The organism is Actinomyces sp. oral taxon 170 str. F0386 (genome assembly GCF_000195595.1).
Classification (GTDB): domain Bacteria; phylum Actinomycetota; class Actinomycetes; order Actinomycetales; family Actinomycetaceae; genus Actinomyces.
Map to the genome: position 1 here is coordinate 375,921 of NZ_GL882544.1, position 22,935 is coordinate 398,855.

Below are 22,935 nucleotides of genomic sequence, written 5' to 3' on the forward strand. Positions count from 1 at the left end.
GGCCCGACGGCGTCCGCCCCACGGGCGGGCGAGACCGGTCACGTCGGTGGAGACCGGCGGCCTCGGCAGGCCCGGGGCTTACTCCCCCGCCTGGCTCCTTATTCCACTCGGGTTCACTCGCCGGCCATGGCCTTGAAGCGGTTGAGGGCGCCCTGCTCGCGTGCCAGCCGGCTACGGTGCCGGTTGATCCGCTCCTCAACGGCGTCGAGCTCGCGGCGCAGGCCGGGGCACATGGTGATCGCGACGGCTCGGCTGTCGCCGGTGATCTCGACGCAGTCCAGGTAGCGACGGGCGGCGGCGACACCGAGGCCGGTGGCCAGGATCGGCCGAATGCGTGCGACGACGTCGAGGTCCTCGGGGCGGTAGTCCCGGTAGCCGGCCGAGGTCCGTTCGGGCACGAGCAGACCGGCCTCCTCGTAGTGCCTCAGGGAGCGGGGGCTGACGCCCGCCTGTCGGGCGAACTCTCCGATGCGCACGAGGAGATCCTTTCCGGTGAGCAGCTTCCGCTTGACCTTGCCAATAGTGTCAATGTCTACCGTCCAGGGGCATGGATCACGTTACAGAACATCGCCCCTTTAACGGACTCGACGAGGTCGACAGAGTCATTCTCGTCCACGGCTTCGGGGCGGGGCCTGACGACCACTGGTTTCCGTGGCTCGCGCGAACCGTCCGCCATGTCGAGGTGCCGCAGCTCTCTCATCCGGAGACTCCGGAGGCCTCGACCTGGGCGTCAACCATCGCCGAGAGGATCGGGACGTCGCCGGACGGGCTGGCGGGGCTCGCAATCGTGGCGCACAGTCTTGGCGGCCTGACCGCACTGCGGGCGATCGAGCGAGTCATCGCGTGCGGCTCACCGGTGAACGGCGACGGTCAGCATCTGGCGGCCTTCATCGCCGTCGCGCCCTTCGCGCAGCAGCTTCCACCGACGGGAGAGGCGGAGCTCGACCATTTCCTCGTCACTGGACTGAACGGCTTTCTCGACGGCGCGAGCCCCGGTGAGCTGCGGCCGCTTCTAGGGCCCACCACAGTCATTCACTCCGATAACGACCCGCTCGTCCCTCAGGCGGCTTCGCGGAGATTCGCCACCGCGATCAGCGCCGACGTCGTCACCGTTCCGGGCGCGGGCCATTTCCTGGCCTCCGACGGCGTCACGTCACTTCCGCAAGTTGTGGCTGCGTTGATGGCAAACCGGCACTTTCTTCAAAGATGACGCGTATTCGCGTCGGCTTTGAAGAAAAGGTCGGTCCGATGCTCTGTCACGCTACCGGACTGTCCAGACTCGCGGGCACGAATTCGCCCCAGCCGTCCTCGATGAGGCCGGCCCGCAGACGCTCCATGGCGGCATCGAGCTCCTCCCCCTCGGGGTGGCGGGCCGAGGAGAAGGACAGGTCCTCCTCGGAGCGGATCGGCAGCACATGCAGGTGCAGGTGGTCAACGCCGTAGCCGGCCACGATGAGCCCGGCCCGGGGTGCCTCGAAGACACGCACCTGCGCGACACCGATGCGCTTGGCGACCACAGCCAGGTGCGCCACCACGTTGTCGGGCGCGTCCACGTAGGAGTCGATCTCGTCGCGTGGGACCACGAGGACGTGCCCGTCGGTGTGCGGCTCAATGGTGGCGAAGGCGACGCAGACCTCGTCCGCCCACACGAAACGGCCGGGGATCTTGCCCTTGATGATCTCGGTGAAAATCGTGCTCATGGCCCTATTGTCCCCCAGCTCCACCCAGGCCCGTCCAGGCGTCCAGGCACTGGGGCATCTCAGGCCAGCAGCCACAGGGAGCCGTCGGGGATGATGGCCTCCGGGGTCATCTCGGGCACTGCGCCGTGTGAGGCCTCCGGGTCCAGCAGGGTGATGACGGTTGCCCGACGGCGCTTGCCGCCTTCCTCGGCCGGAGCCACGGTGCCGCGGTCGCGGATCCGCACCCGGCTGTCCAGCCCGATGCCGGCCTTCCTGAGGCGACGCAGCGTCTCAGTGTCGTCCTGGATCCGCCCGACGACGCCGTCGGCTCCCACCGGCAGGGTCTCCAGGCGCACCAGGTCGGGCACGACGAGCCGACCGTCCGCCGTAGGAATCGGGTCCCCGTGCGGGTCGCGGGTGGGGTGTCCCAGGACCGCGTCGAGCCGCTCCAGCAGCCGCTCGGAGACGGCGTGCTCGAGCTCCTCGGCCTCGGCGTGCACCTCGTCCCAGCCGAAGCCGAGCTGGGTGACCAGGTAGGTCTCCAGAATGCGGTGGCGACGGATCATGCCCATGGCCCGGCGCCTGCCCTCCTCGGAGAGGGTGACGGCCCGGTAGGGCTTATGGACGAGCAGCCCCTCCTCCACCAGACGGGCCACGTTCTCCGAGGCGGTCGACGGTGCCACCTCCATGCGCTTGGCCAGGCCGGTGATGGAGGCACCCGCCCCGCCCCACTCGCAGGCGGCCCACACGACCTTGAGGTAGTCCTGGGTGACGGTCGAGTCCCCCGCCACCGACGGCTTCCAGGCGGGCCCGGCCGAGGCCGTCCTGTTCGCGGGCGGCGTCACCCGAACAACCTTGCCAGCTGGCCACCGAAGGCGATGATGATGGTGAGGACCACGGCCAGGTACATCGCCGCCATGATCCACCAGCGGGCCTTGAGCAGGTCGAGGGCCAGGTTGTCCCGCAGCCCCAGGTGCCCGCCGGCCGCCGCCCAGGCCCAGGAATGGGCGGCCACCGGGATGGTGACGGACCAGATGACCAGGCAGAAGGGGCAGAGCTTGCCGAAGGTCATGATGGAGACGGCCAGGAACCAGATGACGAAGGCGATCCCGCCGAGGCTGCCGGCGCTCAGCCCCCACCACATCCACCGCGGCAGGCGTGCGCCGCTGAGCAGGGCGGCACCGATCGCGGCCAGGGCACCGAAGGCGATGGCCCCGATGAAGGAGTTCGGCACGCCCAGGAGGTTGCCCTGCCACACGTTGAGGGAGTCGCCGCAGGACACCAGAGGGTTGACATCGCACACGAGCGCCGCATCCGGGTTGCGCAGCAGCCTGATCTGGGAGCTGATGAGCTCCCAGCAGGCGACGAGCCCGATGAGGGCGCACACGACGAGCAGCCAGCCGAAGCTTCGCTCGGCCTCGGAGCGGCGCATCCAGGCAGGCCGGTCGGCCGAGCCTTCGTCGTGATCGCGGCGGGTGCGCCGGTCGAGCTCCCGGCCGGGGGATGATCCCAGGTAGGCCTCGAGCTCGGCCTCGCTCATCTCATCGATCTCGGCATCTGTGGGCATGCGCGACATCGTCAGTCTCCTCACCGGTGGTGCGTCATCAGTTCTTCTGGGCGTTGTGTGGTCATCAGGATGCGAGCGTATGCCACCAGGGGCGCGTGCGCCCTACCCGTCCGAAAACTCGGCCTGGTCCTGGGGCTCGGCACCCTCCTGCGGCTCTGTGCCCTCCTGGGACTCGGCCGGCGCCTCCGTGGGGACCTCGGCCGGTGCCTGCTCCGGGGTGGCCGACGCCGACGGATCGGGGGTTGAGGCCATTGTCGCCGTCTCCTGGCCGGAGGAGATACCCGGTACCGATCGCCAGGCCCCCACCGTCACCGAGGCATCGGGGTGGAGGATGACGGCGCGCCAGGCCACCAGCGCTCCCGCTGAGTCGAAGGACAGGACGTGGAGGAAGGCGTCCTCCGTGACCGAACCCAGCGAGGTGCCGCCCTTGCCCGCACCGGAGACGATCCCGGTGACGGGTCTGCCGGAGCGGGGGCTGATCGCCGTGGTCATCCCCCGCTCAGCGTGGACGTGCCCGGCCAGGAGCAGCGGCGCGCAGCCCTCCTTCATGAGCGGGTCGAAGGTGGCCGGCTGGTGGATGAGGACGACGTCGACCGGTGTGCGCCCGCAACTGACCTTGGCCAGGCGAGTGGCGATCTGCTCGGTGGTCTCGCCGCTGCGCAGCTTGGTGCCTGCCGCTGTCGTTCGCTCGGCGTCGTCGTCGCCCAGGACATCGATACCGGCGACCCTCTGGACCGAGCCGTCGGTGACGGTCCACCCCTGGGAGCGCAGGCGGGAGGCGGTGGCGTCGGAGTCGTGGTTGCCGATGGTGGCGACCTTCGCCGTCGAGCTCGGGACCGCCTGGGTCAGTGCGTCGACGCACACCCGCTCCGGGTCGGAACCGGTCATGGTCAGGTCGCCGTCATCCATGTGGACATCCGCGCCGGAGAGCTGGTCGAGGACCCCGGAGAAGCCGATGACGTCGAGGTTGCAGTGCAGATCGGTGGTGAGCACGGCCGTCCTGTGCCCGCGCTGGGGAACCGAGCGGGCTCCCGTCACCGGCGGCGCCGAGGCCGAGGGGGTCGCGGAGGCCGACGGCGTCTCAGCACCCGCCGGGCTCTCGGAGGACTCCGGCGTCTCCCCCGGTGACGGGGGCGACGCGGGCTCTGCCTCGACCACGGTCTTGGCGGAGGAGGCCTTGACCCGCGCCTGCAGGTCCGTAGCGTCCACTTTCCCATCAGCGGCGGTGACGTCCACTAGGCCCTCGGTCTGCTCCGCGGCCTTCCAGGCGGCGCGCAGGTTGGTGTCTGCCTTGGCGTAGAAGTCATTGTTGGTCTCGACGAAAGAGCGCGCCTTGGGGCCGTAGGCGGTGACGACGTCGGCGATACGTCCCGAGAAGCGGGCCCGGGCAAGCGGGGTGCCCTCCAGAACGGACAGGGTGGAGCCGTGCGTGGTGGCCGTGCGCATGGCCGGCACCAGGAGAGAGGCCACGGTGGCCACTGCCGCCGAGAACGCCACGGTCGTCGCCCAGCGGTGCGAGGCGCCGGCGCGAACCGTCTCGCGCCAGGGCTTCGTCGGTGCCAGGCGCCAGGCGGCCACGCAGCACAGGAAGATCGCCTCGATGACCCCAGCCCGGCGCAGAGCGTCTCCGGCCAGACCGTAGAGCCCTTGCCGGATCGTCAGATCGGGGTGGGAGACGAGCGAGAGGTAGGATGCGGCGTCGGAGGACAGCGACTGTCCCACGCTGGCTGCGTTGGCGGCATTGGGGGCCGGGTCGCCGGGAATCTCGCCCAGGACCACTGTGACGCCGAGGACCCCCGCGGGCGACTCCATCGAGGCGGTGCCCAGCGGTCCAAGGTCGAGTGAGATGGTGGAGTCCAGGGTCGCCGACCAGGTCGCCTCATGCGGGCCGACCGGAGCCGAGGCCGTTGCCGTGGACAGCCCCAGGAGGAGGGAGGCCAGGCTGGAGGCCAGAATCATCGCCGTCGTGCCAAGGACCGTGCGGGTACCGGAACGGAGTCTGCGCCACCGGGTTCTTACCGACAGCAGTACCGTGAGAGCCAGGGCACCGCAACGGCGGACGGCCGTCAGCAGGCCGGTCCACAGGTCGGCTGCGCGAGCCGCGACGCCGGTACCCTTGTCAGCGTCGGTATCCGTGCCAGGACGTACCACGGCCCACCTCAGAGACGGGCACCCAGGGCGACCTGAGCGGCGTGATCCTCACCGCTGTGCTCCTGGGAGGCGATAAGGCCCGCCAAGGAGGTGACGTAGGTTACAGTGTCCTGCCATCCGCCCACGGCCTGGCAGAGAACACCCAGAGCCTTGACCGGGTAGTCGTTGCCCTCGGGGTCCAGGCGGTCGCCGACGAAGAGCATCTCCTCCAGCGCGATCCCGGTGACCTCGGCCAGACGCCTCATGCCGTAGGCCTTATCCACCCCCTTGAGGGTGATGTCCACGCTCGTGGAGCCGCCGGAGCGGACCTCCAGGTCCGGCAGGAGCGGGGCGACGGCGTCGCGCAGGGCCGCCTTCTTCTCCCCCGTGGGGTCCCAGGCGCGCTTGGCCTCCAGGGGGGCGTCCTGCCCCAGCGCGGAGAAGGTGATCTGGCTGCCGCGATCCTCCAGGATGTCCCCCCAGGTCCGCTCCTCCCACAGACCGAGCCGGCGGGCCTGGGCCTCGACGATCTCGAAGCCGGTGCGGATCTGCTCGGGCGTGAGGTCATTGGCGTAGACCAGTCTCCAGGCGTCGGAGCTCTGGCCGGCCTGAGAGGGGTCGTAGGTGTAGTACCGCGTGCCGCAGGTAGGCATGAGGTGGAGCCTGGAGAGCTCGTCGGCATCGGCGTCGAGGTGGGCCAGGACCTGGTCGCGGAACTGTCCCACCTGTCCGCCGGAGATGATGCAGACGGGGACGACGTCGAGCAACCGCCTCAGTGCCGTGGCCATGGCGGGTGGCATGGCCGACTTCGAGGGTGCCAGCGTGTCATCGAGGTCGAAGGCCACCAGACGGGGCAGCACCTGAGGGCTCACATCAGTCTGAGTCATACGCGTATTGTGGCCCACCCGCCTGGAAACCGGCCGAAGCGGGCCCCAGGCGGGTGGTGGAGTTAGTCTCTTTACAGCAGTGGGTCAGTCGATCTGCTCGGGATGGAGCATGTGCTCGCGGGCCCGTGCGGAGGCCTCCGCACGGGCGTCACGATCCTCGCGGCGCCCACGCGAGATGAGCGCGGTGACGGAGACCGCCAGGCCGCCCCAGATGATGATGATGGCGGCAAGCATGATGAGTACGGCGGTTCCGGTCATCTCAGTCCTCCTCCTCGGCGGTGACCTCGAGCTCAAGGGGCTCGAACTCGTCCACCGGAGTCTTCCAGGGGACGAGGGTCATGATCGCGGTTGCAAGGGCGACCAGCAGGAGCATCCCCCAGCCGAAGACCATGACGAATCCGTTCGGATAGGTGTCGTACCCCTGGATCATGTAGGACCACAGGGTCTGGAAGAACATGTAGCCCAGCAGGACGGGGACGATACCGCCGACAAAGACCCGCCACCACAGGCCGACCATCCGCGACTCGGAGACGGCGTTGAGATGGTCCTGGAGCAGCCTGGTGCGCCGCAGGACCCAGGCCACCACCACGCACATGATGATGGCCGAGGCGACCACGCCGATGTTGTTGATGAAGGCGTCGACGACGTCGAGGTCCGGCAGGCCCGAGCTGGTGGCGAACAGGATGAAGGACAGCACGGCGGCCGGGATGCTGACGACGAGCGAGGCCGTCCTCGGGGACAGACCGAGCTTCTCGCCGAACCCCGCCGAGACCACCTGGATGATGGAGATGAAGGAGGTCAGCCCCGCCATGGCGAAGGAGGCGAAGAAGAGCACCCCGAACAGCGCACCGCCGGGCATCTGCGAGATGACGGTGGGGAAGGTGATGAAGGACAAGGACGGGCCCGCGATGTTCTCCAGCTTGTCCACGCTGGTGTTCTGAGCGTTGGCCATGAAACCGAGGGTGGCGAAGACCCCGATGCCGGCGAGCAGCTCGAAGGAGGAGTTGGCGAAGCCCGCCACCAGACCGGTGCCCACCAGGTTGGAGCGGCGCCGCTGGAGGTAGGAGGCATAGGTGAGCATGACGCCGAATCCCACTGACAGGGATAAGAAGATCTGCCCCAGGGCCGCCATCCACACCTTGTAGTCCAGCAGGGCCGACCACTTGGGGGTGAACAGGGCGTTGAGTCCCTCCCCCGCACCGGGGAGCATGAGGGCTCGCACCACGAGGGCGGCGAACATGAGGACAAGCAGCGGCAGGAAGATCCTGTTGGCCCTCTCCACGCCGTCGCTCACGCCCAGTGCGGTGACCACGAGGCCGAAGGCCCACACGAACAGCAGTGGAATGGCCACGCCCACGACGACTGCCGGTGAGTAGCCGACCTCGGAGCCGAGCCGGTCCATCCCGATGTAGCGCTGGAAGAAGCCTGCTGCGTCGTCACCCCAGGCGATGGTGAAGGAGAAGAACATGTAGCACAGGGACCAGGCCACGACCACCGCGTAGTAGGTCATGATGACGAAGCAGATGAAGCCCTGGAACCACCCCAGCCACTCCAGCTTGCTGGACATGCGCCGGAAGACCGCGGGCGTTGAGCCGCGGAAACGGTGGCCCAGGGCGTAGTCGAGCAAGAGGATCGGCAGCCCGGCCGCCAGCAGCGCGATGACATAGGGGACAACGAAGGCCCCGCCACCGTTGGTGTAGGCCACACCCGGGAAGCGCCAGATGTTACCCAGCCCGATCGCCGACCCGATGGCGGCCATGAGGAATCCGAGCTGACCGCTCCACTGCTCGCGCGGAGGCGCCTGAGGAGACTCGCTCTCCCCTGTCCTGGAGGTCATGAGCAACCTTCCGTCATGTCACGAATGAAGGCGACCCGACGGCCGCCTTTTCCTGCGGATTGGTCGCAGGCCCTTTTGTCGCTGGACGCTAGTCGTGGCGACCACGATGTGTCGCCTGATGTCCACGATGCGGACTGGCGAGTACAGTTCGCTGACCTGTCTTTCTTCATGCGTCCCGTGCCACACTGAACGGCACTCCGTCCCACACACCTCGAGAGGAACCCCATGGCCACCCCGCACATCGCCGCAGAACCCGAAGACTTCGCCCCCGCCGTCCTCATGCCGGGCGATCCCAGGCGAGCCCAGCGCATCGCCAAGACCCTCATGGACGACGCCCGCCTGGTCACCGACGTGCGCGGAATGCTGGGCTTCACCGGAACCGTTGACGGCAGGCCGCTGAGTGTCATGGGCTCGGGCATGGGGCAGCCCTCCTTCACGATCTATGCCACCGAGCTGTTCAGCCAGTTCGGAGTGGAGCGGATCATCAGGGTGGGCACTGCCGGCGGCATCTCCCCGAAGGTCAAGGTCGGCGACGTCATCGTGGCCACCGGCGCCCACACGGACTCCTCCATGAACCAGTTGCGCATCCCGGGCGTCAACTTCTCCGCGGTTGCCGACTTCCAGCTGGCCCGAGCCGCCCATGACGCCTCGCAGGCCGGCCGGGCCGGCACGGGCGGAACGGTCCACCTGGGCACGGTCATCTCGCGCGACCACTTCTACTTCACTCCCAAGGGCCAGACCGAAGCCCTGGCCACCCACGGAGTACTGGGCGTGGAGATGGAGGCCGCCGCCCTCTACGGCGTCGCCGCCGAGTACGGCAAGCAGGCACTGGCAGTCCTCACCATCTCCGACCACCTGCTCGACCACTCCGGCGACATGAGTGCCACTGAGCGGGAGACACGCTTCGCCGACTCCCTGCGCCTAGCCGTGGCCGCCGCCCTCAGCTGACCCGCAGCCGACTCGTAGGCACCCCGGACCCACACACCGGTGAACGCACTACACCCGGATTGCATCGAAAAATCGGAATATCGTAATATCGATGTATGTACCATAAGACACAGGACCTCGACACCTGGATGTCGGAGGTCGATCGCCGCCTCTGCGCGCTGGAACAGACCCGCACCTCCAACGAGACCGCCGGATCCGCGATAACGGCACCCGAATCATCTCCACGGACCTTCTGGGCCCTGGAGGAGCTGCAGCGCCAGCGTCAGACCGAGAAGTCCATCGCCGACGGCGTCGTCATGCTGGTCGGCTCTGTCACTTTGGAGGGCGATGTCCCGGTGGAGTGGCAGGAGGCGCGCTCCAGCCGTGAGATCCTGGACTCCCCGTGGGAGGAGATCGCGGCATCGCTGGCGGCCCTCGGGCACCCCGTCCGCCTGCAGATCCTGCAACAGGTCCTCAGCGGCATCGGCACGACGGCCGACATCGCCGAGGCCCTGAGTCTGTCCTCGGCCGGCCAGCTGCACCACCACCTGCGTCAGCTCGTCTCGGCCGGATGGCTGCGGCACGCCGGCCGCGCGGCTTACGAGGTTCCCGCCTCGCGAATCGTGCCCCTGCTGGTCATCGTCCATGGGAGCGAGTCATGAGGGCGTTCGTGATCGCTGGTCGCTGGTTCCTGATACTTGCCCTATGCTCCATGATGGCCCTTTTCGCCACAACGCTGGCATCTCTCTGCCTGCCGGCGCATTCGTTCCTTCGAACTGGCTTAGATATCGAAGCGGCACTCCTCTTCACGGGATTGGCCCTCACAGTCCTGTGCAATCTTCGCATCACCTTCCTCCATCAGCGCTCGGCCGCCACCGATTCGGGGCGCGAGCACGCGGTTCTCGCCCCGACGACAGGACGGTGGGTCGCCCTCAATTCTCCGGCGAGCAAGGTACCGAGCCACAACTGGCTCTTGGGACAGGCCTACGCCATCGACCTGGTGGCCGCCCCTTCCAGACAGGAGGTGAGTGAAGGAGCCATCGCCCGGCCAGATTTCTTCCGCGGCAGCCCCTTCAAGCCCCCGCGCGCCTACCCGGCGTTCGGAATGCCGGTCCGGGCAATGGTTGACGGCGTCGTGGTCTCGTCTGAGGACCGTTACCGAGATCATCGCGCCCGTAGCAGGTGGATCGGCTTCATCTACCTCATGGCGGAGGACGCGATCCGCTCCTTGGGGCCGGTGGGGTGGTTGCTCGGCAACCATGTGACGATCAGGACCGACAGCGGCATCTATGCCCTCGTCGCCCACCTTCAGCACGGCAGTATCCGGGTCAAGGTCGGTCAGCGGGTCCGCGCCGGCGAGGTCATCGGCGGGTGCGGCAACTCCGGGAACACCAGCGAGCCGCACGTGCACGCCCAGCTCATGGACCGTGCCGAGCCGCCGATGGCCCTCGGACTACCGATCTCCTTCATCGGAGCGCGGGCTGAGTCCGCCGAGGAGTACAGCGAATTCGTTCAGGAGCCTCGAAGCAGCGCCTTCAAACCGCTGAGGGGTGCCCTCCCCTGCAACGGGGAAGCTCTTGTCACGCCCGCGCAGGACTGCCTTACCTGCAAGGAATAACGAAAATCGCCGGCACGCAACCGCACATTCTCCGAGTAGTCGAGATTGCGCGTACCCGCCTCGACATCACCCACTCAAACGTTGTCATTCCAACGTTTTATCATCTCCAGTAAAGCAGGCCAGGCTGTCCTTCGTTGCCGGGACGTGGGGACGGATTTACGTTATTCATGTCCGCAGCGCACACCCGCTCGAAAGGAAAAGCATCATGTCCGTCACCCAGATCACCTCCTGCACCACCACCTCCTGCGCCTTCAACAACGGGGGCTGCACCGCCTATGCCATCACCGTCGGCGGCGACAACGGCGCTCCGGCCTGTGACACCTTCATCAGCCTCGACGCCCGCGGTGGTCTGCCCGTGGCCGAGGGGCACGTGGGCGCCTGCCAGCGCCTCGAGTGCGTCCACAACAAGGACCTCATGTGCACCGCCAACGCGGTGACCGTCGGCGGCGACACAGCCTCCTGCCAGACCTACGAGGTTCGCTGACCGGAAGGCTCTCCAGCTCGAGCGGCTGGGGGCCAACGGGGGATGCCACCGCATGGTGGCATCCCCCGTTTCGGCATCCATGGCCAGGCCGACTAGAGCCCAGCCCGGGCCGGCTGCGGTAGGCGACCTCAGGGATGAGTCAGGCGCTGAGGGAGGGCCTGGGAGGCGAGCTTTTCCAGCGCGGGCCCGACCTCCGCAGCACTGCCCAGGGCCTGTGGGAAGGAGACCACGAGAGTGGCAACCTCCTCCCCGGTGATGGACATGAGGGTGACCCCGTAAGAGTCAACGTCGACGCACAGGGTTCTGTCCCACAGCGTAGGGCACACGCCGACGGCGGGGCGGGAGGAACAGGTCCAGCCGGGCATCTGTCCTTCGCGCACTGCATCGCAGACCGCACGCAGTCCCAGCTGGCCGACCGCGCTGACGGCCTCATGGGCGTCCATGACCTCTTGGGGGCTCCAGGAGGTTGAGGAGGCCATACCGGCATCGGTAGGGGCGACGTCGAGGATCTCCTCGATGCCATGGCTGGAGACCCCGGAGACGCAGTGGAGCATGACCCGTTCGCAGGCGATGACGCCCAGACGCCCTCCGGGCCCCGCGGCGATCTCACGTACGCGCTCAAGAGGGTCCTCACCGACGATGGCGCAGTGGCAGGCAGATGTCCGGGATGAGGCCAGAACGAGCGCCCGGTCCTCACCGTCTACCCACGTCAGACTGCCCAGCAGGTGGGCCGTGGCAGCGGTGATGCGCACGCCGGGCTCAGCGGCGTCGAGGGTGACGTCGAGGCGGACGTCGACGGCGACGTCGTCGGGCGCGATGGCCAGCGGGGTACCTTGAGGCGGGCAGGCGGCCACGAGGATCCGACCATCGGCCCGCATAGCGTGAGCGACGAAGGCGGCGGGCGCGGAGGGGTCGATGCGGTAGGCCGTCACCGCGGCGCTTCCACCGCCGGCCAGGAGGCGCCTGGCCGTGCGCCGGGCGCGCTGCATGATGTCGGGGACCTGAACGGACGTCACACGCTTACCTTCCTACCGTGTTGCTGCACGTGGGAGCGGGTGCCCCAGCAACATCTGAAGGTGAGGCTACCCTCAGAGTCTCTGAAGAGCCAGCCCTTAGGGACACATGTGCGTGGAGCGCGTCTCAGCGAGCCAGCCCAGGGAAGAGGTGCTGGATCCCGACGACGATCATCTGTACCGCGATCGAGGCCAGGATCATGCCCATGAGGCGGGTCATGATGGTGCGCATCGTCATGGACAGACGCGCACCGATGGTGGCGGAGAAGTAGAGAACGATCCCGAGTGTCAGGAGGATGACTGCCAGCGCAGTCGCAACAGCCGCATGCCCGCCCAGCCCCCGAGCCTGGGACTGGATGACGATGATGGTCGCGATCGTTCCCGGACCCACGAGGATAGGAAAGGTCATGGGGTAAAAGGCGACATCGTTCCCACTGCCAGCAACGGCGTCGTGCTGCTCCTTCTCCCGGGCGCTTCCCTCGTGGGCGCTGGATCCACTGCCGTTGAGCATGGACAGGGAGATGATGAGCAGGACGATTCCGCCTGCGATCCGGAAGTCGTCGACGCCGATGCCGAAGAACCTCAGGATTGTCGCGCCGAGAAGCAGGATGACGGCACACATGACGGTGGAGGAGATCGTTGTACGAACCGCCGTGCGCCGCTGTGTCGCGGCATCCTGGTCCTGTGTGAGACTCAGGAACAGGGGCAGGTTGACGAAGGGGTTCATGATCGCGAAGAAGGCGCCCAGGGCCTTGACCAGCACAGCGATAGCCATATCCGCATTGTGCCGCACACGCCGCGGCGAGCAGAGAAACAAAACGGCCCTCGCCTGACGGCAGGACCTGCTGATGAAGAACTGTGGAGCTAGGGGGATTCGAACCCCCGACCTCTTCCATGCCATGGAAGCGCGCTACCAACTGCGCCATAGCCCCGACGTGGGTGCTCCACCCGGAGAAGAATTCCGAGCGGTTCGTGGAGCTAGGGGGATTCGAACCCCCGACCTCTTCCATGCCATGGAAGCGCGCTACCAACTGCGCCATAGCCCCGTCCGGGCGTCGCTCGCGTGCGGCGACGCGGATAACTGTATGGAGACTGGCCCCGTCAGGGCAAATCCGCGACGCGTGTACTACCTCACCCACTCAGCCGAGGATCTTGCCCAGAGGGCTAGGGTCCACCGGCGGCCCGGCGTTCCACTTCACCACGGACCAGCCCGGGGGACGCTCGCTAGTGCGCATGAGCGCGTAGCAGCAGTTGCTCATGCCGCGCAGGCCGAACCACTGCTGAGGGTCCATGCCCAGCAGATAGGTGGCCCCTAGGTTGGTGGCCGCCCCATGGGAGACGGCCACGATGACCTCATCCTTTCCGGCATCGAAAGCGATGGTCTTAAGCGTCTCCCCCACCCGCTCAGCTGTCTGCCGGCGGCTCTCGATGCTGAACCGGGGAAGATCGCCGCCAGCGCGCCAGGTGGCGTAGTGGTCAGGCCACTGCTTCTTGATGTCGGCCGCCTTGAGGCCCTCCCAGTCTCCGAAGGACTTCTCGGCCAGTCCCGGGTCGATCTCGACGCCCAGCCCAGTCAGTGACGCCAGGACCTCGGCAGTGGCGCGCGCTCGCGTCAGCGGGGAGGAGACGATCCGTGTGGGTGCCAGTGCCGCGATACCGTCGGCCGCTCGCCGAGCCTGCTCTCGCCCCGTCTCATTGAGGGGGATATCGACCCGTCCCTGGATGCGCCCCTGAAGGTTGTAGTCGGTCTGGCCGTGGCGCCACAGGATGAGGTCGGTCATGATGCAGCCCCCACCTGACCGTCTTCCTCGCCGCCTTCAGGGCCGCCCGGCCGCGTCAGGTCCGCCGGCAGCTCGATAGCGGGGCAGTCCTTCCACAGACGCTCCAGGGAGTAGAACTCCCGATCCTCGTTCTGCAAGACGTGGACGACGACGTCCCCATAGTCCACCAGCACCCAGTGGGCGTCGGCGAAACCCTCACGGGTCCGACGCTTGGCCCCGGCACGATGCATGGCCTCGTCGACCGCGTCAACGATGGCGTGGACGTGGCGTTCATTCGTGCCGGAGGCCAGCAGGAAGACGTCGGTCAGACCGAGTCGCTCGGATACGTCGATAGCGGCGAGGTACTCAGCCTTCTTATCGGCCGCGGCGCGAGCAGCGGCGATAGTCAGATCGGCAGCATGTTCGGTGGCGGGCACGAGTCTCCTTCGGGACGGTCAGTCAGGCATCTGCAGCAGCGGCGACTGTACCGCGCGCGCCGTCCTCACACGAGCTGACGGATCCACTCCCCGGCCCCGGCAGCGGCGCTCATGGCGCTGCTACTGGTGCCCCTGTTCATCAGCAGCACGACCACGACCGCGATGATGAGCAGCACGACCACGACGATGAGCGCGGCCATGAGGATCCTACCGATACGCGAGGAGGAGCCGGGCTGCTCCATCGGCAGGACGTGGTCGGGGGTGGGTACCCTGCCGGTTACCTCGTTGACGGGAGCCAGGTAGGGCTCCTCGGGTGCCTCGGCGGCAGGAACCGCCACGGAGTCCCACTCGGAGCCGCCAACCGGACCGTTGCCGACCTCGGCCTCGTCGGAGTAGAAGGCGTAGGGGCTGACGGCCTCACCGGACATGACGTCGTTGGTCTCAGCCATCCCGGTCACAATCGTCTCCTGGAAGCTGTCCGCCTGGGAGGGCTGGTGCAGCGACTTCCACTGCGGAGCACCGGGGGCGCCGAACTCGGCGTCCTGCTGCGTGAGCGACGAGGGCATCATGGCCTGGGCCTCGACATCGATCGCGACGCTCTCCTGCGTCATTGGCTCCTCGATGGAGGCGACGCCATAGGGCTCCTGGCCATAGGGCTCCTGGACATCGACGGCGTCCTGGGCGGAGGGGGAGCTGTCCACGGGCTGAACCGAGCTGAGCTCGCCCGTGGACGAGTTAACGGTGCGCACCCCCTGCGCAGCGGCCGGAATGCGCACGATGGGCCGACGCACCGAGCCGGCGGAGGAGGCCGATCCAGCGCTCAGGCCGCTGCGGGCGGACTCAGTGGCCTCAGACGCGCCGCCCCCGAAGGTGGCGAAATCGGCGGCCCCGGAAGCCGATGCGGACACGGCGGAGACCGCGGTGACGGCTTCCGCCGACTGAGAGGAGGGTTGCGAGGACACTGACTCACTCTCCTGCGACGTTGTCGCAAGGCCCTCTCGGTAGTCATAGGGGCTGGTGGCGGGCTCATCGGCCCCCGCACCGCCGAAACCCTCTGCGGGTCCCCGTGACTCGATACTCTCCTGCTCGTCAGCCTCGGAGGTGGAACCACCTTCAAGGCGCTCCTTGAGCGAGAAGCGGGTGGGCACCGGCGCCGGCTCAGAGCTGGCGTTCGCCGCCCAGTGGGCATCGTAGTCCAGGGTCGCCACCGGCAGGTCGACCGCCTCCATGAGGCCGGTCTCGATCTCGGAGATCGCCACGGCCTCGGCCGCCGACAGCGAGCGCCAGCTCGGAGCGGAGGCGGACGGTCCCTCGGGTACGGACAGGTTGAGGGGCGGGTTCTGCCCCTCTTGCTCGAGGTAGGCCGCCCCGCCCTCGTCCACGGCGGGGAACTCGGCCGACTCCTCCAGCCCGACCTCGGCGTCGTCGCCCGACTGGGCGGAGGAACGGGGAGTGACTGATGCCGGGTCGGCAAGAGGATCCTGAAGCGCCTGAGCCTGCTCAGGAGTGATCTCGCCCGCCTCGACGGCCGCCCTGAGAGCCTTGGCCTCCTCACGCAGGCGCCTCATCTCGCGCCGGGTCAGGAGCGGCTGCTGGCCGGTCAGGATCGCCTCCCGCTCGGCGGCGCGCTCCGCCTGCCGGATCGCACGACGACTGCCGCGCGGAGCGTGCTCATCCTGCGTCGGCTCCTCGGACGTGGGGGCATTGACGCCGGTCTGCTCAGTGCTCACCGTCGTTCTCCTTCCTCAGGGACTGCTCGCGGGCCACTCTCGCCGTCATCGACGTCGCCGACGCCGACCGCAAGGCCATACGATAAAGCCCGTACTTGCGTATGTACTGCACGACACCATCGGGAACGAGGTACCACACCGGGAACCCCTCTCCGACTCGCTGACGGCAGTCCGTCGACGAGATCGCCATGGCCGGCACCTCCACCAGCGAGATCCGGTCACGAGGCACCCCGGAGTCACTGAGGACGTGCCCGGGACGCGTTACCCCTACCAGGTGGGCCAGGTCGAAGATCTCCTCACTGTCCTTCCAGGTGAGGATCTGCGCCAGGGCGTCCGCGCCGGTGATGAAGTACAGCTCCGCGCCCGGGTACTCGGCTGCGATGTCATGAAGGGTGTCGATCGTGTATGTCGTACCGCCCCGGTCGATGTCGACTCGGGACACCGTGAACCTCGGGTTGGAGGCCGTGGCGATGACGGTCATGAGGTAGCGGTGCTCGGCCGGGGAGACCCGGCGATCCTTCTTGAAGGGCTGGGCCCAGGTGGGCACGAAGATAACCTCGTCGAGGGAGAAGACGTTCTGAACCTCACTGGCCGCAACGAGGTGCCCGTGGTGAATCGGATCAAAGGTCCCGCCCATGATACCGATGCGAAGCGGACGAGCAGACTGTGTCACGCGCTACGCCTCGCTTCTTTCCTGGGGGACACGTTGGCTCTCCTCAACCGGTTCGGACGACTGCAGTTGGCGAACATACTGCCACGGCCTGCACCCATTGTGGGTCTCCGCAACGCCATAAGCGAGTTGTCAGCCAACGGCGCAGAGACACAAGGTTATACTCAGAATAACATCAGGTTACTGACAGTTCTTCAGGGCGCGTCCGGCCGCTCCCAGCGCTCGGGCCGAGTTCCCGAGTCGGGCCGGCACCAGCCTCGGGGCCGGCAGACCTGCCATGAGGACAGCCACTCGCCCACGCAGCGGCTCAAGAAAGACAGCCTCCCCGGCCCGGGTCAGTTCCGAGCTGATGACGACGTCGATGGGGCCGAGCAGGCCGGCGCCGCGAGCGATGAGGTCGGCCAGCGCGTCCAGACCCGTGTCCCAGACGCGGCGGGCCTCCCGGTCCCCTGAGCGCATCGCGCCGAGAAGCGAGTCGAGCCCCGAGGAGAGGGAGTCGGCACGTGCGGCGGAGACGTCAGAGCCAACAGAACCGACAGAGCCACCAGAGTCGTCGACGAGGCCGGCGGTGTAGCGCCTCACCATCGCATCAACGGAGGCGACATCCTTCAGACGGGCTCTTTCGCCGCTCCAGTCAGGATCGGGAACCAGGACCCGCCCGACCTGGCCGGCCCAGCCCCCGCCGAGCACCGGGACGCCGTCGAGCAGAACAGCCGCGGAGATGCGTTCACCAACGGAGAGGTAGAGGCAGCTCTGTCCACCCGCTCCCCATCGGCTCTCAGCCAAGGCGCCGCACCGAGCGTCCTGGCAGAGAGTCACCCCAACAGCCCCGGCAGACTCACCGGAGTCGGCCGCCAGGATCCGACCGACAAGGCTCGCCAGCGGAGCGTCCTGCAGCCCAAGGACGTCGCTGTGACGGACGCACCCCTCATCCTCATCGACGATGCCCGGCACACAGATCCCCACGACCGGGGCCGGAGCCCCCATGATGTCTCCGGCCGCCTCCTCGGCGGCACTCGCCCGCAAGGAGGTGATGGCACTGCCGATCTCCTCGGCCAACCGGCGAGCGTCCGAGTGACAGTCCTGCGGGGCAGGACGCTCCAGGGAGGAGATGGCCCTCCCCCGCCCATCAGCAGCAACCGCGGTGATTCCGTCGGCGCCGACGTCGACCCCCAGCGCAACGGCGCGTTCCTCGGAGCAGGAGCACTCGGAAAGGTCAGCGGGATGTGCCATGTCTTCTCTGTTCTCAGGGGCGGGACGGCGAGTCGCAGGACCACCACCCCACACGTTGGAATGATCGGTGTCGACGACAGTAGCAAGGTTCGTACCCCTATGTGCCGCTCTCAGCGGGCAACTCAGGGCATGACTGATCTATGCTGACGTCAGCACGCCGACTACCTGCCGCGCGGTCAGCAGGATAAGGCGAGTAGTTGATTCACAAATCATATGTCGTGCTCCAGCCCCACCCGGCCCCGCTCCCGACCCGGGCCCACCTTGATCTCCAGGAGGATCGAGATGTCTCGGCATGATCGCCATTCGGCCATCCTCAACATCGTCATGGACGAGGGCAGTGTCCATATCGATGACATCATCACCCGCCTGGGCGTCTCGGCGGCGACCGCGCGGCGCGACCTCGACCACCTGGCGGACCAGCAGCTGGTCACCCGGACCCGCGGCGGTGCCATCGCCAATCCCACCTCCACCGAGCCGCCTCTTCGATACCGCACCTCGAGGATGGCCGATGAGAAGACCCGGATCGCCAAGGCGGCGGCCGCCATGGTGCACCCGGGGGACTCCATCGGCCTCAACGGCGGCACCACGACCACGGAGGTGGCCCGGGAGATCGTGCTCCTGCCGGAGCTGACCGACCCGGACGTGCCGGTCACCCTGGTCACCAATGCCGTCAACATCGCCAGCGAGATGACCGTGCGCCAGTGCGTGCGCGTCGTCGTCACCGGTGGTATCGCACGGGCCCGGTCCTTCGAGCTCACCGGCCCGTTGGCCGAGCTCATCCTGCCCTCGATCAGCATGGGCACGCTCTTCCTGGGCGTCGAGGGCCTCGATGAGCGGGGCGCCTACGCTCAGCACGACGGCGAGGCCGCCGTCAACGCCGCCCTGGTCGAGGCCGCCCAACGCGTCGTCGTCGTGTGCGACAGCTCCAAGCTCGGCACGACCGCCTTCACCCTCATCTGCCCCACCGCCTCGATCGACGTGGTCATCACCGACGACGGTGCCCCAGCCGACCAGGTCGAGGCCCTGCGTCGGGCAGGAGCCGAGGTGCGGCTGGTCTAGCCTCCAACAAACCTGAGAGCTTTCTCATCCACCCCTAATCATCGTCTTCCCCTGGCCGGTCAGAATCGTTTCAGAACGATCCAGAACTGACACCAGGGAAGAGACGATCCATGACAACCGTTCCCCTACGGCTGGCGCTCTACAGTCACGACGCCAAGGGGCTGGGACACCTTCGCCGCAACCTTGCTCTGGCCCATCACCTGGCCCGGGCACTGCCGGGGCTCACCGGCCGCGATGTCACCGGCCTGGTCATCACCGGGCTGGCTCCGGGACAGGAGCACCGGCTTCCTGAGGGTTTCGACTGGCTGGTGCTGCCGGGGGTCAAGAAGGCCGAGGGCACCTACCTGCCCCAGCGCCTGCGTATCACTCGTGAGGACCTGGGCCTGGTCCGCAGCGCCCTGCTGTCCGGTGTCCTGACGACCTTCACCCCGGACCTGCTCATCATCGACCGTCATCCCTACGGGGTGCACCAGGAGCTGCGCGAGCCCCTGGCACGTCTGCGTCAGGCGAGCCCCGGCGCTCGCGTGGTGCTCGGCCTGCGCGAGGTCCTGGACACGCCCAAGACCGTGCAGCGCGAGTGGGAGGAGCTGAGCGAGGCCGACACGCTGCGTGGGCTCATCGACGAGGTCTGGGTCTACGGGGACGCCTCGGTCCATGACCTGAGCGCTACTGGCGAGGCTCCGGCGGCGCTGGAGGAGCGGATGCGCTACACCGGCTACCTCGCCCACGGCCGCGACGCCGTAGAAACCACTCATGGCTCTGAGGCGTCAGGCGCCTTGGCCGGTAACGCCGAGGTTGCGGAAGCCTTCATCCTGACCACCGCCGGTGGCGGCTCCGACGGCATCAACCTGCTGCGTGCCGCGGCCGCGGCACGTGTCCCCGACGGGTACCGGCACGTCGTGGTCACCGGCCCCCAGCTCAACGCCGCCCGGTTCCACCAGGTCACTCAGGCGGCAGGCCCCCGCACCGTCGTGCGCCGGACCTGGGCGGGGATGAGCCACCACATCCAGCGGGCCGCAGCGGTCATCTCGATGGCCGGATACAACACGGTCAGCGAGATCCTCGCCTCCGACACCCCGGCTCTCCTCGTTCCCCGTGAGACGCCTCGCCTCGAGCAGTTCATCCGGGCCACCGCTCTGAAGGACGTAGGCGCCACTGACCTCCTGAGAGTCACGGACCTGAGTACTGCGGCACTCGAGGACTGGCTCACCGAGCTGCTGCGTGACCAGGACGCCGGCGCTCGCAGCCAGCTGGCGGGGCGACGTCGTCTGCGCCTGGACGGTCTGGAAACCGTCCCCCTGCTCGCCGCCCAGCTCATCGGCGATCGGAGCGAAGGTCTCAACGCCCGACTCAGCCATCTCAACAGCCACACCACCAGCCTCACCAGGATGGAGATCCCCGCATGAATCCCGCAGCCGACAACCACCAGGACATTCGCTACAACGGTGCCCGCATCGGATACGTCCTCAAGGTCTACCCGCGCTTCTCGGAGACCTTCATCGTCACCGAGATCCTGGCCCGCGAGGCCCAGGGCGAGGACCTGAGCATCTACGCGCTGCGCCCCACCACGGACTCGCGCTTCCACCCCGAGATCGCCCGGGTGGCCGCCCGGGTCAACTGGGTGAACCGGCCGGTACGGGCCATCGACCTGTGGAGCCAGTTCACCGACGGTCTGACCCGCAAGGACGACCGCGAGCGCTTCGCCGCCATCATGCCGGTGCTGGCCGACCTTCCCGGTGACGAGGTGGCTCAGGGCGTGGAGCTGGCACGTCAGGCACGCAGGGACTCCATCACGCATCTGCACGCGCACTTCGCGTCTCTGGCGGGCCGGGTGGCATGGATCGCCTCGGCCCTGACCGGTATCCCCTACACCGTGACCACCCACGCCAAGGACATCTTCCACGAGTCAGTGGACCCCGTGTGGCTGCGTCGCATCTGCACCGACGCGCAGCGGGTCATCGCCATCAGCCGGTACAACAAGGAGCACCTGAGGACGGTGCTGGCGGGCACAGGGGCCACGGTGTCCCTGCGCTACAACGCCATCGAGCTCGACCGCTTCTCCTACCGCGCTCCGCTACCCGTGCCGGCCGGGAACTCACGGCCGCTACGGGTGTGCGCCGTCGGGCGCCTGGTTCCCAAGAAGGGCTTCGCGGACCTGATCGAGGCGGTGCGGATCCTGGTGAGCTCCGGTGTCGACGTCGAGGTCGATCTGGCCGGTGACGGCGACGAGCGTGAGCGCCTGACCGCGCAGATCGACCGCCTGGGTCTGACGGACCGGATCCGACTCCTGGGTCCGCTCACACAGGCGGAGGTGCGTGGCCTGCTGGAGCGCTCGGACGTCTTCGCAGCGCCCTGCATCGAGGCGGCCGATGGCAATATCGACGGTCTTCCCACGGTGATCCTGGAGGCGATGGCCTGCGGGACGCCGGTGGTGGCCACGGCGGTCTCGGGGCTGCCGGAGGTGGTTCGCGACGGTGTCACCGGGCTCCTGCTGCCGCCGGGGGACCCGACCGAGCTGGCGGTTGCCCTTCGCAGGATCGCGCTGGGCGAGGTCGACACCGTCTCCCTGTCTCGTGGGGCACGGTCACTGATCGAGGAGCACTTCGACTCCCGTGCCCAGGCCGAGGTCCTGGCCGCCTGGCAGTCGGGACCCCGCCCCGCTCCCGCCATGTACCTGACCGATCGAGAAGGAGCCGCCTGATGCGGATCGCCTACATCTGCTGCGACCCGGGCATCCCGGTGTTCGGGACCAAGGGCGCCTCGGTGCACATCCAGGAGGTCGTCCGTGAACTGCGATCCATTGGCCACGAGATGGCCCTGTACGCCGTGCGTTCCGGAAAGCACGTTCCCGACGACCTCACCGACCTCGAGCTGCACCTGGAGGCCGTGGCCGACGTCGAGCCCGCTGCGCGGGAGCAGGCGCAGGCGCACGCCGCGGAGCGGATCGTCTCCCGGGTGATCGCCGACGGCGCCGACCTGGTCTACGAGCGCTACTCCCTGTTCTCCACGGCGCTTGCTGACATCACGGCCGCCACCGGTGTTCCCGGGATCCTGGAGGTCAATGCTCCGCTGATCGATGAGCAGCGTCGTCACCGCTCGCTGGTGGACGCCTCCGGCGCGGCGCAGGTGCTGCGCCGTCAGGTGGCGGCCACCCGGGCCACAGTGTGCGTCTCGGACCCGGTGGCCGACTGGGTGCGTCGTCGCACCGCCGACCTGTCCGATACCGGTGCGGACGCGGACGATGTCGCCAACAGGATCCACACGGTTCCCAACGGTGTGAGTGTGCGCCGTATTCAGCCCCAGCCGGAGGACCCGAGCCGGGTGGTCGTCACCTTCGTGGGGACTCTGAAGCCCTGGCACGGGGTGGCCGACCTCATCACGTCGGCGGCCCTGGCGCGTGAGAGCTGGAGCCTGCGGATCATTGGTGACGGCCCCGAGATGGAGTCGCTGCGTGCTCAGGCCGAGCGCCTCGGGGTGGAGGTGGACTTCCTCGGGGCGGTCGCTCCGCAGGATATCCCCGCCCACCTGGCGGGCTCGGCGATCGGAGTGGCCCCTTACCCGGACCTGGGCGGGGGCGAGCAGCAGTACTTCTCCCCCATGAAGGTCCTGGAGTACCTGGCCGCGGGGCTCGCGGTCGTGGCCTCCGACGTCGGGCAGGTCCCCCAGTTGCTTGAGGACGGCTCTGGCCGGCACGGCGTACTCGTGGCCCCCTCGGACCCCACGGCCCTGGCCGCAGCCCTGGATGATCTGACGGCATGCCCGGATCGGCGCGCCCGCATGGGCCGCGGCGGGCGCCTTCTGGCCGAGGAACGCCACTCCTGGCGTCGGACCGTCGACCGGATCCTGGAGCTGGCCGGCCTCGCTCAGGATGGTGAGCGGTGATGGGTGCTCCTGCGCGTCGGCA

At 68.0% G+C, this 22,935-nt stretch carries 24 protein-coding genes and 2 tRNA genes; 9 read left to right on the plus strand and 17 right to left on the minus strand.

The window, feature by feature from the left end; translation table 11 throughout:
* Positions 1-113: 113 nt before the first annotated feature.
* Entirely contained in the window at positions 114-476 is a 363-nt protein-coding gene (locus HMPREF9056_RS09675; RefSeq protein ID WP_009404838.1) for a MerR family transcriptional regulator, read from the minus strand.
* 71 nt (positions 477-547) lie between these two features.
* Between HMPREF9056_RS09675 and HMPREF9056_RS09680 the strand changes: the two genes are divergently transcribed.
* The gene (locus HMPREF9056_RS09680) at positions 548-1,210 is read left to right on the plus strand and encodes an alpha/beta hydrolase (RefSeq protein WP_009404839.1); all 663 of its coding nucleotides are present in this window, start codon (positions 548-550) and stop codon (positions 1,208-1,210) included.
* 46 nt (positions 1,211-1,256) lie between these two features.
* Here the strand turns inward: HMPREF9056_RS09680 and HMPREF9056_RS09685 are convergent, their stop codons facing one another.
* From HMPREF9056_RS09685 to HMPREF9056_RS09710, 7 genes are all read right to left on the minus strand, one after another.
* Positions 1,257-1,700 (minus strand): HIT family protein, encoded by a 444-nt coding sequence (locus HMPREF9056_RS09685; RefSeq protein WP_034514368.1) that lies wholly within the window; start codon positions 1,698-1,700, stop codon positions 1,257-1,259.
* Between the two features lie 59 nt (positions 1,701-1,759).
* Positions 1,760-2,470: a metal-dependent transcriptional regulator gene (locus tag HMPREF9056_RS09690; protein ID WP_034514418.1), complete on the minus strand. Its 711-nt coding sequence runs from the start codon at positions 2,468-2,470 to the stop codon at positions 1,760-1,762.
* 50 nt (positions 2,471-2,520) lie between these two features.
* Entirely contained in the window at positions 2,521-3,255 is a 735-nt protein-coding gene (locus HMPREF9056_RS09695) for a vitamin K epoxide reductase family protein (RefSeq protein ID WP_009404842.1), read from the minus strand.
* 93 nt (positions 3,256-3,348) lie between these two features.
* Positions 3,349-5,205 (minus strand): Ser/Thr phosphatase, encoded by a 1,857-nt coding sequence (locus tag HMPREF9056_RS09700; RefSeq protein WP_009404843.1) that lies wholly within the window; start codon positions 5,203-5,205, stop codon positions 3,349-3,351.
* Between the two features lie 200 nt (positions 5,206-5,405).
* Entirely contained in the window at positions 5,406-6,263 is an 858-nt protein-coding gene (locus HMPREF9056_RS09705; RefSeq protein WP_009746842.1) for an HAD hydrolase family protein, read from the minus strand.
* An 84-nt stretch (positions 6,264-6,347) separates the two neighbouring features.
* Complete coding sequence (locus tag HMPREF9056_RS13770) at positions 6,348-6,521, minus strand: methionine/alanine import family NSS transporter small subunit (RefSeq protein ID WP_009746843.1); 174 nt, start codon at positions 6,519-6,521, stop codon at positions 6,348-6,350.
* Position 6,522: 1 nt separating this feature from the next.
* Positions 6,523-8,100, minus strand: a complete 1,578-nt coding sequence (locus HMPREF9056_RS09710) for a sodium-dependent transporter (protein ID WP_009746844.1) — start codon at positions 8,098-8,100, stop codon at positions 6,523-6,525.
* A gap of 225 nt (positions 8,101-8,325) precedes the next feature.
* On the opposite strand from HMPREF9056_RS09710, the gene deoD reads away from it, so the two are divergent.
* The 4 genes from deoD to HMPREF9056_RS09730 all read left to right on the plus strand — a co-directional run bounded on the left by deoD (position 8,326) and on the right by HMPREF9056_RS09730 (position 11,129).
* Positions 8,326-9,048 carry a purine-nucleoside phosphorylase gene (deoD, locus tag HMPREF9056_RS09715; RefSeq protein ID WP_009746845.1) on the plus strand — a complete coding sequence of 241 codons (723 nt, stop codon included), beginning with the start codon at positions 8,326-8,328 and terminating at the stop codon, positions 9,046-9,048.
* Between the two features lie 95 nt (positions 9,049-9,143).
* Positions 9,144-9,689 (plus strand): helix-turn-helix transcriptional regulator, encoded by a 546-nt coding sequence (locus HMPREF9056_RS09720; protein ID WP_009746847.1) that lies wholly within the window; start codon positions 9,144-9,146, stop codon positions 9,687-9,689.
* A gap of 152 nt (positions 9,690-9,841) precedes the next feature.
* The gene (locus HMPREF9056_RS13140; RefSeq protein WP_157185048.1) at positions 9,842-10,645 is read left to right on the plus strand and encodes a M23 family metallopeptidase; all 804 of its coding nucleotides are present in this window, start codon (positions 9,842-9,844) and stop codon (positions 10,643-10,645) included.
* Between the two features lie 205 nt (positions 10,646-10,850).
* Entirely contained in the window at positions 10,851-11,129 is a 279-nt protein-coding gene (locus HMPREF9056_RS09730; protein ID WP_009746849.1) for a DUF1540 domain-containing protein, read from the plus strand.
* A 128-nt stretch (positions 11,130-11,257) separates the two neighbouring features.
* Here HMPREF9056_RS09730 and HMPREF9056_RS09735 read toward each other — a convergent pair whose 3' ends face one another.
* The 9 genes from HMPREF9056_RS09735 to HMPREF9056_RS09775 form a co-directional block, all read right to left on the minus strand.
* Entirely contained in the window at positions 11,258-12,145 is an 888-nt protein-coding gene (locus tag HMPREF9056_RS09735) for a hypothetical protein (RefSeq protein WP_009746850.1), read from the minus strand.
* Positions 12,146-12,269: 124 nt separating this feature from the next.
* Positions 12,270-12,917 carry a MarC family protein gene (locus HMPREF9056_RS09740; RefSeq protein ID WP_009746851.1) on the minus strand — a complete coding sequence of 216 codons (648 nt, stop codon included), beginning with the start codon at positions 12,915-12,917 and terminating at the stop codon, positions 12,270-12,272.
* An 84-nt stretch (positions 12,918-13,001) separates the two neighbouring features.
* Positions 13,002-13,074: transfer RNA gene (locus tag HMPREF9056_RS09745), tRNA-Ala, on the minus strand.
* Positions 13,075-13,115: 41 nt separating this feature from the next.
* Positions 13,116-13,188: transfer RNA gene (locus HMPREF9056_RS09750), tRNA-Ala, on the minus strand.
* Between the two features lie 93 nt (positions 13,189-13,281).
* Positions 13,282-13,923: a histidine phosphatase family protein gene (locus tag HMPREF9056_RS09755; RefSeq protein WP_009746852.1), complete on the minus strand. Its 642-nt coding sequence runs from the start codon at positions 13,921-13,923 to the stop codon at positions 13,282-13,284.
* Positions 13,920-14,339: a ribosome silencing factor gene (rsfS, locus tag HMPREF9056_RS09760; RefSeq protein ID WP_009746853.1), complete on the minus strand. Its 420-nt coding sequence runs from the start codon at positions 14,337-14,339 to the stop codon at positions 13,920-13,922. The genes HMPREF9056_RS09755 and rsfS overlap by 4 nt, the downstream gene beginning before the upstream one ends.
* A 65-nt stretch (positions 14,340-14,404) precedes the next feature.
* Positions 14,405-16,069 (minus strand): hypothetical protein, encoded by a 1,665-nt coding sequence (locus HMPREF9056_RS09765; protein WP_009746854.1) that lies wholly within the window; start codon positions 16,067-16,069, stop codon positions 14,405-14,407.
* Positions 16,059-16,742: a nicotinate-nucleotide adenylyltransferase gene (gene nadD / locus HMPREF9056_RS09770; protein ID WP_034514369.1), complete on the minus strand. Its 684-nt coding sequence runs from the start codon at positions 16,740-16,742 to the stop codon at positions 16,059-16,061. Before nadD ends, HMPREF9056_RS09765 begins: the two co-directional genes overlap by 11 nt.
* Before the next feature lie 177 nt (positions 16,743-16,919).
* On the minus strand, positions 16,920-17,972 hold the full coding sequence (locus HMPREF9056_RS09775) for an ROK family protein (protein WP_009746856.1): 1,053 nt from the start codon (positions 17,970-17,972) through the stop codon (positions 16,920-16,922).
* Between the two features lie 282 nt (positions 17,973-18,254).
* Between HMPREF9056_RS09775 and HMPREF9056_RS09780 the strand changes: the two genes are divergently transcribed.
* The 4 genes from HMPREF9056_RS09780 to HMPREF9056_RS09795 all read left to right on the plus strand — a co-directional run bounded on the left by HMPREF9056_RS09780 (position 18,255) and on the right by HMPREF9056_RS09795 (position 22,913).
* A complete protein-coding gene (locus tag HMPREF9056_RS09780; RefSeq protein ID WP_034514370.1) occupies positions 18,255-19,031 on the plus strand; it encodes a DeoR/GlpR family DNA-binding transcription regulator in 777 nt (258 codons plus the stop codon).
* 110 nt (positions 19,032-19,141) lie between these two features.
* Complete coding sequence (locus HMPREF9056_RS09785) at positions 19,142-20,437, plus strand: glycosyltransferase family protein (protein ID WP_009746859.1); 1,296 nt, start codon at positions 19,142-19,144, stop codon at positions 20,435-20,437.
* The gene (locus tag HMPREF9056_RS09790; RefSeq protein WP_009746860.1) at positions 20,434-21,732 is read left to right on the plus strand and encodes a glycosyltransferase; all 1,299 of its coding nucleotides are present in this window, start codon (positions 20,434-20,436) and stop codon (positions 21,730-21,732) included. The genes HMPREF9056_RS09785 and HMPREF9056_RS09790 overlap by 4 nt, the downstream gene beginning before the upstream one ends.
* The gene (locus HMPREF9056_RS09795; RefSeq protein ID WP_009746861.1) at positions 21,732-22,913 is read left to right on the plus strand and encodes a glycosyltransferase family 4 protein; all 1,182 of its coding nucleotides are present in this window, start codon (positions 21,732-21,734) and stop codon (positions 22,911-22,913) included. The genes HMPREF9056_RS09790 and HMPREF9056_RS09795 overlap by 1 nt, the downstream gene beginning before the upstream one ends.
* The last annotated feature ends 22 nt before the right edge of the window (positions 22,914-22,935 follow it).